The 14,827-nt window shown below is 73.6% G+C and carries 11 protein-coding genes; 3 read left to right on the top strand and 8 right to left on the bottom strand.

The window, feature by feature from the left end; all coding sequences use genetic code 11:
* Window positions 1–4: 4 nt before the first annotated feature.
* Entirely contained in the window at window positions 5–523 is a 519-nt protein-coding gene (locus ACFPBZ_RS01530; protein WP_378034206.1) for a hemerythrin domain-containing protein, read from the bottom strand.
* Between the two features lie 89 nt (window positions 524–612).
* The gene (locus ACFPBZ_RS01525; RefSeq protein WP_378034205.1) at window positions 613–1,929 is read right to left on the bottom strand and encodes a hypothetical protein; all 1,317 of its coding nucleotides are present in this window, start codon (window positions 1,927–1,929) and stop codon (window positions 613–615) included.
* 104 nt (window positions 1,930–2,033) lie between these two features.
* On the opposite strand from ACFPBZ_RS01525, the gene ACFPBZ_RS01520 reads away from it, so the two are divergent.
* Window positions 2,034–2,354 (top strand): adhesin, encoded by a 321-nt coding sequence (locus ACFPBZ_RS01520; protein WP_378034204.1) that lies wholly within the window; start codon window positions 2,034–2,036, stop codon window positions 2,352–2,354.
* A gap of 47 nt (window positions 2,355–2,401) precedes the next feature.
* Here ACFPBZ_RS01520 and valS read toward each other — a convergent pair whose 3' ends face one another.
* Complete coding sequence (gene valS / locus ACFPBZ_RS01515; protein ID WP_378034203.1) at window positions 2,402–4,972, bottom strand: valine--tRNA ligase; 2,571 nt, start codon at window positions 4,970–4,972, stop codon at window positions 2,402–2,404.
* A gap of 186 nt (window positions 4,973–5,158) precedes the next feature.
* On the opposite strand from valS, the gene ACFPBZ_RS01510 reads away from it, so the two are divergent.
* Window positions 5,159–6,196, top strand: coding sequence for a hypothetical protein (locus tag ACFPBZ_RS01510; RefSeq protein WP_378034202.1), 1,038 nt, complete (start codon window positions 5,159–5,161; stop codon window positions 6,194–6,196).
* 107 nt (window positions 6,197–6,303) lie between these two features.
* Window positions 6,304–8,532: an HNH endonuclease signature motif containing protein gene (locus tag ACFPBZ_RS01505; RefSeq protein ID WP_378034201.1), complete on the top strand. Its 2,229-nt coding sequence runs from the start codon at window positions 6,304–6,306 to the stop codon at window positions 8,530–8,532.
* Between the two features lie 6 nt (window positions 8,533–8,538).
* Here the strand turns inward: ACFPBZ_RS01505 and ACFPBZ_RS01500 are convergent, their stop codons facing one another.
* Genes ACFPBZ_RS01500 through ACFPBZ_RS01480 form a run of 5 tightly spaced genes read right to left on the bottom strand, consistent with a single transcriptional unit; the run spans window position 8,539 to window position 14,662 of the window.
* Entirely contained in the window at window positions 8,539–9,288 is a 750-nt protein-coding gene (locus ACFPBZ_RS01500; protein WP_378034200.1) for a maleylpyruvate isomerase family mycothiol-dependent enzyme, read from the bottom strand.
* A 15-nt stretch (window positions 9,289–9,303) separates the two neighbouring features.
* Window positions 9,304–9,636: a Rieske (2Fe-2S) protein gene (locus ACFPBZ_RS01495; protein WP_378034199.1), complete on the bottom strand. Its 333-nt coding sequence runs from the start codon at window positions 9,634–9,636 to the stop codon at window positions 9,304–9,306.
* Window positions 9,633–12,203 (bottom strand): nitrite reductase large subunit NirB, encoded by a 2,571-nt coding sequence (nirB, locus tag ACFPBZ_RS01490; RefSeq protein WP_378034198.1) that lies wholly within the window; start codon window positions 12,201–12,203, stop codon window positions 9,633–9,635. The genes ACFPBZ_RS01495 and nirB overlap by 4 nt, the downstream gene beginning before the upstream one ends.
* A complete protein-coding gene (locus ACFPBZ_RS01485; protein ID WP_378034197.1) occupies window positions 12,204–12,551 on the bottom strand; it encodes a molybdopterin oxidoreductase in 348 nt (115 codons plus the stop codon).
* On the bottom strand, window positions 12,548–14,662 hold the full coding sequence (locus tag ACFPBZ_RS01480) for a molybdopterin oxidoreductase family protein (RefSeq protein ID WP_378034196.1): 2,115 nt from the start codon (window positions 14,660–14,662) through the stop codon (window positions 12,548–12,550). The genes ACFPBZ_RS01485 and ACFPBZ_RS01480 overlap by 4 nt, the downstream gene beginning before the upstream one ends.
* Window positions 14,663–14,827: the final 165 nt, after the last annotated feature.

Genomic DNA, 14,827 nt, shown 5'->3' with positions numbered 1-14,827 from the left:
GAGATCAAGAGGTCACGGCCTTGACGTAGGCCTCCGGGTCCTTGTCCTCGAAGTCGAGGCCCTTGCCGCCGACGTGCTCGGCCTTGAACTGCTCGAACTTGGCGCCGAGCTCCTGGCGGAAGGGCAGCGACGTCACGCGGCGGAAGGGCGCGAGGTCGTCGCTCTCCTCCTCCGACATGTGGTGGTTGTTGGCCTTGTCGGTCTCGTCGATGGCCTCCCACCACGCCTCGCTGCCGTTCTCGGCCTCGAAGGCCTTGCGCGAGCCGTCGCGGATCTCGTCGTGGTCGCCGATGGCGTCCTCGGTGGCGGAGGCGTCCGCGTCGTCGGCGCGGCGCGCCATCGACGGGTAGAAGTGCTGCTCCTCGGCCGACGCGTGCACCTCGAGGTGACGCGAGAGCGTGTCCCAGACCTCGACGGCCTCGTCGAGCCGCTCGGGGTCGTCGCGCAGGTCGGCGAGGCGGAGGAACTGTCGACGGAACCAGTCGTGGTCGTCGAGGATCATCTCGGTGATGTCCGCGGACATGGTCGTACTCCCGGGGAACGCAGGTGTGGTGGTGCCCAGGACCTACCCGCGCCCGGCGGCGGACAACCAGGCCGGGGGTCCCGACCGGGCTACGTGAGGTCGACGCGCCCGGCCGCGTCGACGAACCAGATCTCCGTCCGGGCCGCGCACAGCGTCCCCTGGTCGTCCGCGGCGAGGCTGCGGTAGCGGCGCGTGTCGGGCAGGGCGATGACGACGCGGCTGCGCGGATGTGCCCGCCGCCGCTGGACCGCCGCGCGGCTCGCGGCCGAGTACCAGTCGGCGGCGAGGGTGGTCGGGTGGCTGCGGGCGCCCTCCGGCGGCCAGCCCGTCACCTCCACGTGCACCTCCTCGCCGTCGAGGACGGCGACGAGGTCGAGTGCCGGGCCCTGGTCGCTGACCCGGCGGATCGTGCTGCCGCGCCGGGTCAGCCAGCTCGCGACGGCGGCCGCCACGTTGTGGGTCCGCGACCAGCCGAGGTGCACGTCGCGCGTCGGCACCTCGACGCCGACCGGGGCCTCCGGGGCGATCCGCAGCGCCGCCCGCTGCGCGAACCGCTCGCGCAGCGCCACCGAGGCGGAGGGGGAGACGGGCAGGAACCGCACGGGGGCCTCGTCGGGATCGTCCCCGGCGCGCTCGGAGCGGCGGATGCGGGCGACGTCGTCGCTCGGGGCCTTCGGGCGGTGCCGGGGTCGCGTCGATCCGTTCCCGACGACGAGGGCCGCGGTGGCGTCGTCGTCCTCCGGCAGGGCCTGCGGCAGGGGCTCGGGCTCCGGGACGGGCTCGGGGGCGGGCACGGCGCTCTCCGGGACCACGGTTTCGTCGGGAAGGTCCTCGGCCTCGTCGGGAAGGTTCTCGAGCGCCTCGCGGCCGGCGTCGGTGAGCCGGGTCCGGATCGGGACGTCCTTGGTCCGGGCCGTCCGCTCCACCAGCCCGGCCTTCACGAGCTTGCGGCACTGGTAGTTGAACGCCTTGGGGTCGACGTCGGGGTGCCGGGGCGCCAGCGCGGCGGCGATCCCGACGTCGGTCAGGCCCTCCTCCGAGTCGGCCAGCACCTGCAGGACGCTCACCTGCACCGGGGGCAGCCGGCGGGGCGTCTCCTCCTCGACCGGCCCGACGGGCGCCGCCGCGAGCTGCTCGGCGGCGTCGGCCGGCGCGGTGAGCACCTCGACGGCCAGCGACGCGTCGACCAGCCGCGTGCGCACCGGCTTCGTCCCCACCCGCTCGACGGCGCCGACCGCCACCAGCCGGCGGCACTGGTGGTTGACCGCCTTGTAGTCGATGCCCGGGTGCCGGCCGGCCAGCGCCTCCGCGAGCTCACGGTCCGAGAGCCCCTCCGGCACGTCGGCGAGCATCCGGACGATGCTCTCGCGCGTCCCAGCGGCCGATTCGGGGACCGGGAGTGCCATGTCGCTCTCCTTGAGTGACGAAACGGAGGGCCGGGAGGCCGAGCCGTGTGATGGCAGGCGCGATCACGTGCGTGACCTATCCGTGATCCGTATGGTAACGGGGCATGCTGGCACTGACGGAGACGGCCGCCGAGGCGATCTCGAACATCCTCGAGACCAACGAGATGCCCGAGGGATCCGGTCTGCGGATCGCGGCCACGCCGAACATGGCGGAGGAGGGCCTCGAGCTCTCCGTGGCGCCGAACCCCGCGGCGGACGACACCGTGCTCGAGGGCGGCGGCGCCGTGATCTTCCTCGAGCCGATGGCCGCGTCCGCTCTCGACGACAAGGTGCTCGACGTCGAGCGCATCCCCGAGAACGAGACCGACGGCTCCGGCGACGAGTATCGCTTCGCCATCACGCCGCAGTCCGAGCTGCAGTCCTGACGTAGCGGTTCCGGCGCGGCGGGGGCCGGTCCGGCCCCCGCCCCCGGCTACGCCTGGACGGTCTCGACGGGTCCGCCGACGCGGGTGACGAGTTCGCCGTCCTCCGACGGCAGCAGCTCGATGTCGCGCACGCGCCCGGCCGCCTGCACGTCGCCCAGCACGACGCGCAGCGCGTCCAGCTGGGCCGGCGCCGCCGACACCGAGAGCGACTCGACCTCGGTGCGGATCGACAGCTTCTGGTCGGACTTGCCGCGCCGGATGCCGGAGATGACCTCCGAGGCGATGTCGAGGACGCCCTCGTCGACCCCGTCGACGCCCGGCAGCTCGGCCGTGGTCGGCCACGCGGAACGGTGCACCGACCCGTCCTGCCACCACGACCAGACCTCCTCGGCGACGAACGGCAGCACCGGTGCGAAGAGCCGCTGGAGCACGCGCAGCGCCAGCGCCAGCGAGGTCCGCGCGGAGTCGCGCCCGGCGTCGTCGAACTCGCCGTAGGCCCGCGACTTGACCAGCTCGAGGTAGTCGTCGCAGAAGAACCAGAAGAACTGCTCGGTGACCTCGAGGGCCACCGCGTAGTCGAACCGCTCGAGCGCGTCGGTGGCCTTCGCGACGACGCCCGCGAGGCGCGCGAGCAGCGCGCGGTCGATCGGGGCGGTCACCCGCGACGCGTCCGGCTCCCCGACGGGGACGCCCACCCCGAGGATGAACTTCGAGGCGTTGAGCAGCTTCATCGCCAGCCGGCGGCCGACCTTCATCTGCCCGCGGTCGAACGCGGTGTCGACGCCCGGCCGGCCGTTCGCCGCCCAGTAGCGGACGGCGTCGGAGCCGAACTCCTCGAGCAGCCCCATCGGCGTGACGACGTTGCCCTTGGACTTCGACATCTTCTTGCGGTCGGGGTCGAGGATCCAGCCCGAGAGCGCGGCGTGGGCCCAGGGCAGCTCGCCGAACTCCAGCGAGCTGCGGACCACGGTGGAGAACAGCCAGGTGCGGATGATGTCGTGGCCCTGGGGCCGCAGGTCCATCGGGAAGACCCGGGAGAACAGGTCGTCGTCGACGGTCCAGCCCCCGGCGATCTGCGGGGTCAGCGACGAGGTCGCCCAGGTGTCGAGGACGTCGGGGTCGCCGGTGAACCCGCCCGGGACGTCGCGCTGGTCGGCGGAGAAGCCGGGCGGGACGTCCGTGCTGGGGTCGATCGGCAGGGCGTCGTCGCCCGGCGTCAGGACCTGGTCGACGACCACCTCGCCGTCGGCGTCGAGGGCGTACCAGACCGGGATCGGCACGCCGAAGAACCGCTGGCGGCTCACCAGCCAGTCGCCGTTGAGGCCACCGACCCAGTCCGCGTAGCGGTGGCGCATGTAGTCGGGGTGCCAGATCAGCTCGTCGCCGCGGCGCAGCATCGCCGCGCGCAGGTCGCCGTCGCGGCCGCCGTTGCGCAGGTACCACTGGCGGCTCGAGACGATCTCGAGCGGCTTGTCGCCCTTCTCGAAGAACTTGACCGGCCGCGTGACCGGCCGGACGTCGCCCTCGAGGTCGCCGCTCTCGGCGAGCATCGCGACGATCTTCTCCTTGGCGGAGAACACCGTGGTCCCGGCGATCTCGGCGTACCGCTCCCGGCCCGACGACGAGGTGATCCACTCGGGCGTCTCGCGCAGCAGGCGGCCGTCGCGGGTGATGACGGTGCGGTTGGGCAGGTCGAGTTCGCGCCACCACTGCACGTCGGTCAGGTCGCCGAAGGTGCAGCACATCGCGATGCCGGCGCCGCGGTCCATCTCGGCCGCCGGGTGGGCGAGGACGGGGACCTCGACGTCGAAGAGCGGCGAGGTGACCGTCGTCCCGAACAACGGCCGGTAGCGCTCGTCGTCGGGGTGGGCGATGAGGGCGACGCAGGCCGGGATGAGCTCGGGCCTCGTCGTCTCGATGAAGACCGGGCCCTGGGCGCCGTGGTAGGCGATCCGGTGCCACGCGCCGGTGTGCTCGCGGTCCTCGAGCTCGGCCTGCGCGACGGCGGTGCGGAACGTGACGTCCCACAGCGTCGGCGCCATCGATACGTAGGCCTCGCCGCGCTCGAGGTTGCGCAGGAAGGCGCGCTGGCTGATCGCGCGGGCCCGGGCGTCGATGGTCTGGTAGGTGTGGCTCCAGTCGACCGACAGCCCGCCGCGGCGCCACAGCGCCTCGAAGGCCTTCTCGTCCTCGGCGGTCAGCGTCTCGCAGAGCTCGACGAAGTTGCGGCGCGAGATCGCGATCTGCTGCTTGCCCGGCTTCTCCGGCGGGGTGAAGTCGGGGTCGTAGGGCAGGCTCGGCTCGCACCGCACGCCGTAGTAGTTCTGGACGCGTCGCTCGGTCGGCAGCCCGTTGTCGTCCCACCCCATCGGGTAGAAGACCTGCTTGCCCCGCATGCGCTGGAAGCGCGCGACGACGTCGGTGTGCGTGTAGCTGAAGACGTGTCCGACGTGCAGCGACCCGGAGACCGTCGGCGGCGGGGTGTCGACCGAGAAGACCTGCTCGCGCGTCGCGGTGCGGTCGAACGCGTAGGTGCCCTGCTCGTCCCATACGGCCGCCCATGTGTCCTCGAGGCCGTCGAGCGTCGGCTTCTCGGGAACCCGGGGGGACTGCGTCATACCGACCAGTTTACGGGGGGTGGTCGAGGTGGTTCCGCTGCCGTCCACGATCGGTCTCCCCCGGTCCGGGGGTCGTGCTGGGCCGAGCGGGTGGAAGCGCTAACGCCTGCGGTGCCCCCGGGGTCAGAGTGACGGAGGCCGCGCACACGGCGGCGCAGGTACGTCTGTTCGGGGGAGTGAGTGACGGTGTCTGGGCAGGACCAGCAGCAGGTACGCCATCGGGCGACGAGCGGTCGGGGGTTCGGCCCGCCGCCCGGTCACGAACCGCACCCGTCCGGCCCGCTGCCCGACGCCGCCTCCTACGTCCCCCCACGCCGTGAGGGCGGCCGGCACCGCGCCCCCGACGCGCAGCCGGCCCCGCCGAACGAGTTCGCCGCCGTCCCCCTGCCGCGCCCGGCCGGCCCCGACTCGCCCGCCTCGGGCTTCCGTCCCCTCCCGCCGTTGAACCCCATCCCGACGACGAGTGCCGCGGCTCCCGCCGCTGCGCCGTCCCCCACGAGTGCGTCGACCCCCTGGGTCCCGGCTCCGCGCCTGGCCCCGGGCTCCGGCTCCGGCTCCGGCTCCGGCGATCGCCCGTTCAACGCCGCGGCGACCCCGACCCCCGCGCCCCGTGTCGCCGAGCCCCGTGTCGCCGAGCCCGCCGCGTCCGCGCCCGCCGCGTCCGCGCCCACCGAGGACCCGGAGGACGAGCCGGTGACCGTGCCCGTGCGTCGTCGGGACCTCGACGCGGCCGTGCCACGCCTCCGCGCCGCCGGCGGGTCAACAGTCGCACCGGACGTCGCCGCCCCGTCCCTGCGCCCGCTCGCCGTCCGGCCCGCGCGCGACCGGGCGGTGCACCCCGCGACGTTCGGCACCGGCACCTACGGCTCCCCGTACACCGACTCGGTGGCCTCCCGGCGCGCGCCGGGGCGGACGCCGGCCCCCTGGACCGACCCGACCGCCGCCGGCCGCACCCGCTGGGGCCTGGCCGGCATCGTCGTGGGCCTCGTCGGGATCGTGCTGGGTCTCGCCCCGTGGAGCGGACTGCTCCCGCGGATCCTGCCCCAGACCGCCCTCGGCACGGTGCCGGTGTTCAGTCTCGTCGGGGCGCTGCTCGGCGTGCTGGCTCTCGGGCTCGGGGCGATCGGCATGTTCCGGGCGGAGGGGGTCGGGAAGCCGCTGCTGTTCGGGGTGCTCGGGACGTGTGCCGGAGCCGCCGCGACCCTGGTCGGCCTCGTCGTCTGAACTGCCTGCTCGGAGGGCATTCGGATCTCTACTGCTCCGTTCGGCAGTGATCAAGTTACGGCGGTCGGCTCTCGCCCTGTCCGAACATATGTTCGATACTGGGGGGCATGACCGCCCCGACCGACGACGACCCGGCGACCACCGCCGGCGCCGCTGACGACGGTGGCGTGGCGGCGGTCCTGGAGGCCCGGGTCCCCGGCCCGGAGCTGCTGGCCGCGCTGTCCACCGACCCCGGTCCGGTGATCGGGGAGGTGGCCGAGGCGGGGCTGCGGGCCGGGTTTGCGTTGGAGTGCCACGCCACCTGGCTGCGGTGCCGGTGGCTGCTGGAGGCCTGCCGGGCCCGCGCCGGGACCACGAAGCGGGTCCTCGACGACCCGTACGCCGCGCAGATCGCGGCGGCGACGCTGGGGTGTTCCTCGACGATGGCCGCGATGCGTCTCGAGCTCGCCGCCGGGGTGCTGGAGCGGCTGCCGCGCTTGGGGGAGGAGATGGCCGCGGGCCGGTTGGAGGAACGCAAGGCCTGGCACTTCGTGTCGATCCTGCGGGACCTGGACGACGAGACCGCCCGCGAGGTCGTCGAGGCGCTGCTCGGGCGCGCGGCGGCGACGCCGCACGGGAAGCTGGCGGACCTGATCGAGGCCAAGGCCGGGGAGCTCGACCCCGCCTGGGACGCGGTCCGCCGCGCCGCCGCGGTCGCTCGGGCGCGGGTGGTGGCGCGGCTGCGCAGCACCGGCGCAGGGGAGATCAGCGGCCTGGATCTGCCGTGGGAGACGGCGAAGGAGGCCTACGACCACCTCGTCGCGGTCGCCGACGCCGTCCGCCGGGAACTCGGCATGCGGGGGATCACTGTCGCGGAGGGGCGGGTGCAGTCGCACGTGTTCCTGCGGCTGCTCGGGCGTGGGCATCTCGGGGCCGACGATCCCGACATCGTGGCCCGGCTGGTCGAGGAACTCGCCGCCCTCCCGCACCCCGACGACCCCGACCCCGACGACACCGAGCCCGGCCCAGATGACGACGGGCCCGATGGTGGTCCCGGACCCGACGACGGTCCCGACGCCGGACCCGACGATCCGCGTGGCAGCAGCCCCGACAGCAACCCGGACGACAGCAACCCGGACGACAGCTCTGACGACAGCTCTGACGACAGCGGCCCGGACGACAGCGGCCCCGACGACAGAGGTCCTGACGACAGGGAGCCGACCGATGACTTGCCGACCGACGACGAGCCCGGCCCGAACCTTGACGACCTTGACGGTGCCTCGAGCGGCAGCCCGAGCAACGGGCCGAACAGCGACGGCGACGGCGACGGCGGGCCTGGCCTCGACGACCCGGGCTCGGACGGCGGCCTCTTCGACCCCGAGCCCACCTCCGGTCCCGCGGGCGCAGTGGCGGCGGGTGCAGTGGCGGGGGCGGGTCGTCGGTTGGCCTACCGACGTCGGGTCGCGGTCCGCCTCGGGCTGGCGACCCTGCTCGGCCTCGACCACCACCCCGGGCAGATGACCGGCTGGGGCACCGTCCCCGCCCCCATCGCCCGACACCTCGCCGACCAGCGCCACGCCGCGACCTGGCGACTACTGCTCTACACCACCCTCGGCGCCCTCGAACACGTCCTGCTCGTCCACCCACCCGGCGGCACTGCAGACGTCGCCGCCGACGACCCGCACCGCCGCCAGATCGTCGAACTCACCGCCCAGACCACCGAGCTCGAAGGCCTCGACCCGCTCGACGCGGACGCCTGCCTGCACCCCGACCTGGTCGCGAGCGCCCAGGCCGCACTCGCCGCGGCCCGCGCCCACCCCGAGAACCACCCCGCGAGAAGCCTCGCCGACGCCGCCGAACGTCACCCCCGCACCGCGCTCGACACCTGGATCCGCGCCCGCGACCGGTCCTGCCGCTTCCCCGGCTGCGACCGGCCCGCCCACGCCGCCGACCTCGACCACACCCTCGCCGTCACCGACAGCGGGATCACCGTCGCCGACAACCTCGGCCCCCTGTGCCGCCGGCACCACCGGCTCAAGCACCACCCCGCCTCCGGCTGGACCCTGCACCAGCCCGCACCGGGGACGTTCGTGTGGACCGCCCCCACCGGCACCATCCACGTCGTCGAACCCGATCCCGTGCTCCCGCCGCCCGCGCCGCTCAACACCGACCCGAACCGTCACCTCGGACTGCTCCACGCCCCCGGCGAGTACGAGCCGCGGCCGTGGACCCCCCGCCGCGACCGCCGCGGCCGGATCAGCGACGCCGCCCACCGCACCGCCATCAAGATCGACCAGCACGAACGCCGCCGACAGGCCGCCTCGCCCAACCCCTTCGACGACGAACCCCCGTTCTAGGCGGGATCAGTCCAGCGCGGCGACCCGGATCCAGTCCTCGGCGTGGGCCGGGTCGCCGAACACCTCGAGGTCGTCCAGTCCCCGCCGGCCGGTCACCGCCGCCAGCAGTGCCCGCGCCGGACCGCGAACCGCCACGTCCGCCTTGCCGTGCTCCCGCGTGATGGTCACGCCCTCGGGTCCACGGACGATGAACCACTCGCCGGAGGGCTCGTCCGTCGCGTGCAGGTGGACCGTCTCGCCCGTGCCGCGCAGCCGTCGGGACCCGCTGCGGAAGGCGGTGATCAGGTCGTACCACTCCGCGATCCCGTCGACGGCCAGCTCGGGGGACACGTCGGCGAGGGGCTCGATGCCCACCGCGATCTCCGCGTCGAGCCGGTGCACCAGCAGCTCGTGCAGCTGCCGGCGCTCCCACCACACGACCGGCGTCGGCCCGACGAAGCCGCCGACCTCCCGGTCGGACGGCCCGGCCTCGAACGCCTCCACCAGGGCGGCGGCGCCGGCGAGCACCCAGGTCGCGACCTCGTCGCGCGACTCCGGGGGCTCGCCGTCGGGGATCTCCGCGTCCCGCGCCACCATCCGCTCCGACCCCGACGTGATCGTGGCCGTGACCCGGCGGTGGACCCGCCCGAGATGGCGGACGAGGTCGCGCAGCGTCCAGTCCGGGCAGGTGGGCACCGGCCCCGACAGGTCACCCGCCTTCTCGCTCGACACGGCATCGGCGAAGGCGGTGGCCTGGAGCAGCAGCTGGTCTCGCACGCCGGGGAGCCTGCCCTACGGCGCGACCAGACTCACCACCAGTTCGCCGTCCTCGTCGGTCGCGGTGTAGGCCGCCACGTCCGACATCTCGCCCCCGGAGACGCACTTCCCGGAGTCGAGGCGGAACTGGTGGTTGTGCAGCGGACACATCACCACCTCGGCGTCGACGAGACCGTCGGCGAGCGGGCCGCCGCGGTGCGGGCAGATCGCCCGCAGCGCGTACAGCCCACCCGACCGCGGCCGGAACACCGCCACCGGCTCGTCACCCACCAGGAACGCCCGGCCCTCGCCGAGCGGGATCTGGTCCACCGGCCCCAGCCGGGTCGATACGGCCTCCCCCGCGGTCACGGCGCCGGCTCCTTCTCGCGGACGGGCACCTGGGGCAGCGGGATCAGCGGCAGCGCGTCGTGGAACTGCCCCGGCGTCTGCTCCTGCTGGTCGGTGGCCCACGGGTCGACGTAGGCGTCGACGGCCTCCTGCATCCGCGCGTCCAACCCGGCGGCCAGCCCCTCGACGTCGTCGACGATCACGCCGATGAGGTAGTCGAGGCCCATGCGCGGCACGAAGTCGTACGTGCGCTCGAGCCAGTTGGCGTTCTCCCGGTAATACTGCAGGAAGCGCCCGGTGATCGTCATCGCCTCCTCGTGGGAGTCGACGGTCGCCAGGATGTCGCCCTTCCGGATCGTCGCGCCGGCCGCACCCCCGACGTAGATCTGCCAACGGTCGCCCTCGACGGCCACCAGCCCGACGTCCTTCACCATCGACTCCGCGCAGTTCCGCGGGCAGCCGGAGACGGCGAGCTTCATCTTCGCCGGGCCCTCGATGCCCTTGTACCGCTCCTCGAGGTCGATCCCGAGCTTCGTCGAGTCGCCGAGCCCGAAGCGGCAGAAGTCGGTGCCGACGCACGTCTTCACGGTGCGGAAGCTCTTGCCGTAGGCCCAGCCCGACGGCATGTCGAGGTCGGCCCACACCTCCTGCAGCTTCTCCTTCGGCACGCCGAGCAGGTCGATCCGCTGGCCGCCGGTCAGCTTGACCATCGGGATCTCGTGCTTCTCCGCGACGTCGGCGATGCGCCGCAGCTGGTCCGGCGAGGTCACCCCGCCCGACATCCGCGGCACGACGGAGAAGGTGCCGTCGCGCTGGATGTTCGCGTGCACCCGGTCGTTGATGAACCGGCCGTCGCGCTCGTCGACGTAGTCGTGCGGCCACATCATCCGCAGCAGGGCCGTGAGTCCCATCTTCGAGCCGACGTGGTCGGTGCCCTCGGGCGCGAGCGCCTCGAAGACCGCGGACACCGACGTCAGCTCCCGCGTCCGGATCTCCTCCATCAGCGTCGGCTTGTCGAGCGGGATCGCCGGCACGTAGTACGAATCGGCCGGGTCCTCGACGCCCGCCCCGCCCAGCGCGGCCTCCACGACCTCCTTGACCAGGCCCTTGCACGACCCGCAGCCCTTGCCGGCCCGGGTCGCCGCCATGCAGGCCGACACCGTCTCGGCGCCGTCGTGCACGCACGCCACCAGGTCGCCCTTGGAGACCCCGTTGCAGTTGCAGATCTGGGTGTCGTCCGGGAGGTCGGCGGCCGAGGCCGCGTCGTCGGCCGAGCCGAGGTCGAACAGGAGCTTGACGCGTTCGGAGGGCAGCGCCGAGCGCGAGTCGAACGCCTGGGTGAGGGCCGCAACCTTGGAGACGTCCCCGACGAGCGTCGCGCCGACCAGCGTCCCCTCGCGGATGATCACCGTCTGGTAGACGCCGCGCCCGGTCTCGGAGAACTGGACGAACTCGTCGGTCGGGCGCTCGGGCTCCTTGAGCCCCATCTGCGCGACGTCGACGCCGGCCACCTTGAGCTTCGTCGTGAGGCGCGACCCGTGGTACTCCGCGTGCGGGTCGGCGCCCGTCACGACGTCCGCGAGCACGGCCGCCTGCTCCCACAGCGGCCCGACGACGCCGTAGACCTCGCCGCGGTGCTGCGCGCACTCGCCGACGACGTAGATGTCGTCGTCGTCGACCGAGCGCATCCGGTCGTCGACCACGATCGCGCGCTGGGTCTCGAGCCCGCTGACCATCGCCAGTCCGATGTTGGGGCGGATGCCGGCGGTGACCACGACCATGTCGCAGTCGAGCGTCGAGCCGTCGGTGAACCGCACCCCGGCGACCCGCCCGTCGTCGCCGAGGAGGATCTCCGAGGTCTTCACCCCGAGGTGCATGTGCATGCCCATGTCCTCGAGCTTCGAGCGCAGCACCTTGGCCGCCTCGGCCTCGAGCTGCTGGTTCATCAGCACCTCGGTCGGGTGCACCACGTGCACGGCCACCCCGTGGGCCTGCAGCCCGGCCGCCGCCTCCAGCCCGAGCAGGCCACCGCCGATGACGACCGCGCGCTCGCAGGACCGGACGTGCGCGAGCATCCCCTGGGCGTCGTCGAGCGAGCGGAACCCGAACACGCCGGGCGTCAGTTCGGTCCTCGAGGCCCACATGCCGTCCATCGGCGGGAAGAACGAGCGGCTGCCGGTGGCGAGGACGAGCGTGTCGTACGGCGTCACCGACCCGTCGTCGCCGAGGACGACCTTGGCGTGCCGGTCGATCCGGACGATGCGGACCCCGACGTGCAGCGCGATGCCGTTGTCGGCGTACCAGTCGACGGGGTTGAGGAAGAGCTCGTCGTCGTCCTGCCCGTCCACGTCCTCGTTGTCCGCCACCTCGCCGGCGGCGTTCGCGAGCACCTCGGAGAGCAGGATGCGGTTGTAGTTGCCGTAGGGCTCGTCGCCGAAGACGGTGATCTCGAAGAGCTCCCCGCCGCCGCGGGTGAGGATCTCCTCCAGGGCCCGCGCCCCGGACATCCCGTTCCCGACGACGACCAGCTTCGCGCGGCCCGGCTCCCCGGCCTCCGCCTCGGCAGGACGGTCGTCGACCGCTGTCACCTAGACCTCCACCAGACCGCAGTCGACGACGAGCGTGCCGCTCACGCCCGCGGGCGCCGAGTAGTGGACCTCGACGGTGCTGCCGGCGAGGAGGTCCTCCACCACCCGCAGCGAGACGTGCATGTCGTCCTTGGCGCCGATCGGCAGCCAACGGGCCGGGGCGCCGTCGAAGACCAGGACGATCGTGGCCAGCTCGTCGGAGGAGTTGCCGCCGCGGACGTAGAGGACCTGGCCCGACACGCCCTCGGGCACGGTGTAGGTGAGCGACGGGTGCAGCAGCGCCGGTTTGTCGAGCCCCTGCCCCTCGAACGCGAACGCGCCCTGCAGGAAGCGCGGTGTGGTCATCATGCGGCGGGCTCCTCTCCTGTGGTGGTGGTGCCCGGGACGGCTTCGAGGGCGACGGCGCAGACCTTGAACTCGGGCATCCGCGACGCCGGGTCGAGCGCCGGGTTGGTGAGGGCGTTGGCGGTCTGCTCGCCGCCCCAGTGGAAGGGCGCGAAGACGGTGTCGGACCGGATCGTCGTGGTGAGCCGGGCCCGCATCCGGGCGCTGCCGCGGCGGGTGCGCAGCTGCAGGTCGGCGCCGTCGGCGAGGCCCAGCCGCGCCGCGAGGTCGGGGTGGATCTCGACGACGGACTCGGGCTCGGCGTCGAGCAGCGCCTTCGTCCGCCGGGTCTGGGTGCCCGACTGGTAGTGCGCCCGGGTCCGCCCCGTGGTCAGCCGGTAGGGGTACTCGTCGTCGGGCTCCTCCGCCGCCGCGCGGTGGTGCACCACGTGGAAGCGGGCCCGCCCGTCGGGCGTGGCGAAGCGCTCGCGGAACAGGCGCGGGGTGCCGGCATGAGCGTCGTCGGGACAGGGCCAGAACACGCCGCGCTCGGCCTCGATGCGCTCGTAGGAGATGCCCGTGTAGTCCGCCTTCCCGCCCGACGAGGCCCGGCGCAGCTCGTCGAACACCGTGCGCGGGTCGTCGGAGAAGAACTCGCCGCGGCCCAGCCGCGCCGCGACGTCGGCCAGGACGGCCAGGTCGGAGCGCACGCCCTCCGGAGCCTGCGCGGCCTGCCGGCGGCGGATCACGCGGCCCTCGACGTTCGTCATCGTCCCCTCCTCCTCGGCCCACTGGGCGCACGGCAGGACGACGTCGGCGAGCTCGGCGGTCTCGGAGAGGAAGAGGTCGGAGACGACGAGGAAATCCAGGTCCCGGAGGCGTCGCCGCACGTGGGCGGCGTTCGGGGCGCTCACGACGACGTTCGACGCCATCACCATCAGCGCCCGGACCCCGCCGTCGGTGCCGAGCCGGTCGAGCATCTCGTAGGCGCTGACCCCGGGCTGCGGGAGCTCGTCGGGGTCGAGGCCCCACACGCCCGCGACGTGCTCGCGCGCGGCCGGGTCGGCGAGCATCCGGTAGCCGGGCAGCTGGTCGGCCTTCTGGCCGTGCTCGCGCCCGCCCTGCCCGTTGCCCTGCCCGGTCACGGTGGCCCAGCCCGAGTACGGGCGGCCCGGCAGGCCCAGGGCGAGCGCGAGGTTGATCCACGCCAGCGCGGTGTCCGAGCCCTTCGCGTGCTGCTCGGCGCCGCGGGCGGAGAGGATCATCGTGGCGCGCGACGCGGCGAGCATCCGCACGGTGCGCTCCATGACCTTCACCGGCACCCCGGTGATCCGCTCGACGCGGTCGGGCCAGTACTGGCGCACCGCCCGCCGGACCGCGTCCCAGCCGGTCGTCCGGTCCCGGACGTACGCCGCGTCGACGAGCCGGTGCTTGACCGCGAGGTGCAGCAGCCCGTTGGCCAGCGCGAGGTCGGTGCCGGGAACGGGCTGGAGGTGCACGTCGGCCGCGACCGCCGTCGCGGTGTAGCGGGGGTCGACGACGATGTGCTGCGCCCCGCGCTCGCGCCCGGCGGCGAACCAGCGCATCGCGGGAGGCATCGTGTCGGCCGGGTTCGAGCCGACCAGCAGGACCGTGTCGGCGCGCGCGATGTCGGCGAGCGGGAACGGCATGCCCCGGTCGATCCCGAAGGCCCGGATGCCGGCGTTCGCCGCCGAGGACATGCAGAAGCGGCCGTTGTAGTCGATCGCGGCGCTGCGCAGCGCGACCCGGACGAACTTGCCCGCCTGGTAGGCCTTCTCGTTGGTCAGCCCGCCGCCGCCGAACAGCCCCGCGGCGTCGCGGCCGTACCGCTGCTGGGCGGCGGTGAGCCCGGCGGCCACCCGGTCGAGGGCCTCGTCCCAGGTGGCCTCGCGGAACGGCTCGTCGCGGGAGTCGCGGACCAGTGGGGTGGTCAGCCGGTCGGGGTGGCCGAGCAGCTCGGTGGAGCTGAGGCCCTTCTCGCAGAGCCCGCCGCGGTTCGTCGGGAAGTCGGCGCCCTCGACGTCGTGGCCGCCGCCGGCCGACTCCGGGCGGGGGGTCACCGTCATCCCGCACTGCAGCGAGCAGTACGGGCAGTGGGTGAGGACTCCGGGCACGCACTCCACGCTGCGGGGGCGCCGTTTCGTCGCCGTTACGCGGGCGCTACACCTGCGGGAGCCCTCGTGTGGGACCCGTGAGGTGTGCGATGCCCGTCACCTCGATCGTTCAGCCTGTCTCGAAGAGGTACAGGTCACACGCCCGTCCGGGTGGCCGGGCTACTG

Origin of the sequence: Actinomycetospora atypica, from assembly GCF_042653685.1 — a bacterium.
Taxonomy (GTDB): domain Bacteria; phylum Actinomycetota; class Actinomycetes; order Mycobacteriales; family Pseudonocardiaceae; genus Actinomycetospora; species Actinomycetospora atypica.
This window is presented reverse-complemented; position numbering and strand designations above follow the sequence as displayed.

What these genes read in the sequence shown, in the direction of transcription:
- ACFPBZ_RS01530 (WP_378034206.1), bottom strand. Translation starts at nt 523, where the DNA reads ATGTCCGCGGACATCACCGAGATGATCCTCGACGACCACGACTGGTTC.
- ACFPBZ_RS01525 (WP_378034205.1), bottom strand. Translation starts at nt 1,929, where the DNA reads ATGGCACTCCCGGTCCCCGAATCGGCCGCTGGGACGCGCGAGAGCATC.
- ACFPBZ_RS01520 (WP_378034204.1), top strand. Translation starts at nt 2,034, where the DNA reads ATGCTGGCACTGACGGAGACGGCCGCCGAGGCGATCTCGAACATCCTC.
- valS (WP_378034203.1), bottom strand. Translation starts at nt 4,972, where the DNA reads ATGACGCAGTCCCCCCGGGTTCCCGAGAAGCCGACGCTCGACGGCCTC.
- ACFPBZ_RS01505 (WP_378034201.1), top strand. Translation starts at nt 6,304, where the DNA reads ATGACCGCCCCGACCGACGACGACCCGGCGACCACCGCCGGCGCCGCT.
- ACFPBZ_RS01485 (WP_378034197.1), bottom strand. Translation starts at nt 12,551, where the DNA reads ATGATGACCACACCGCGCTTCCTGCAGGGCGCGTTCGCGTTCGAGGGG.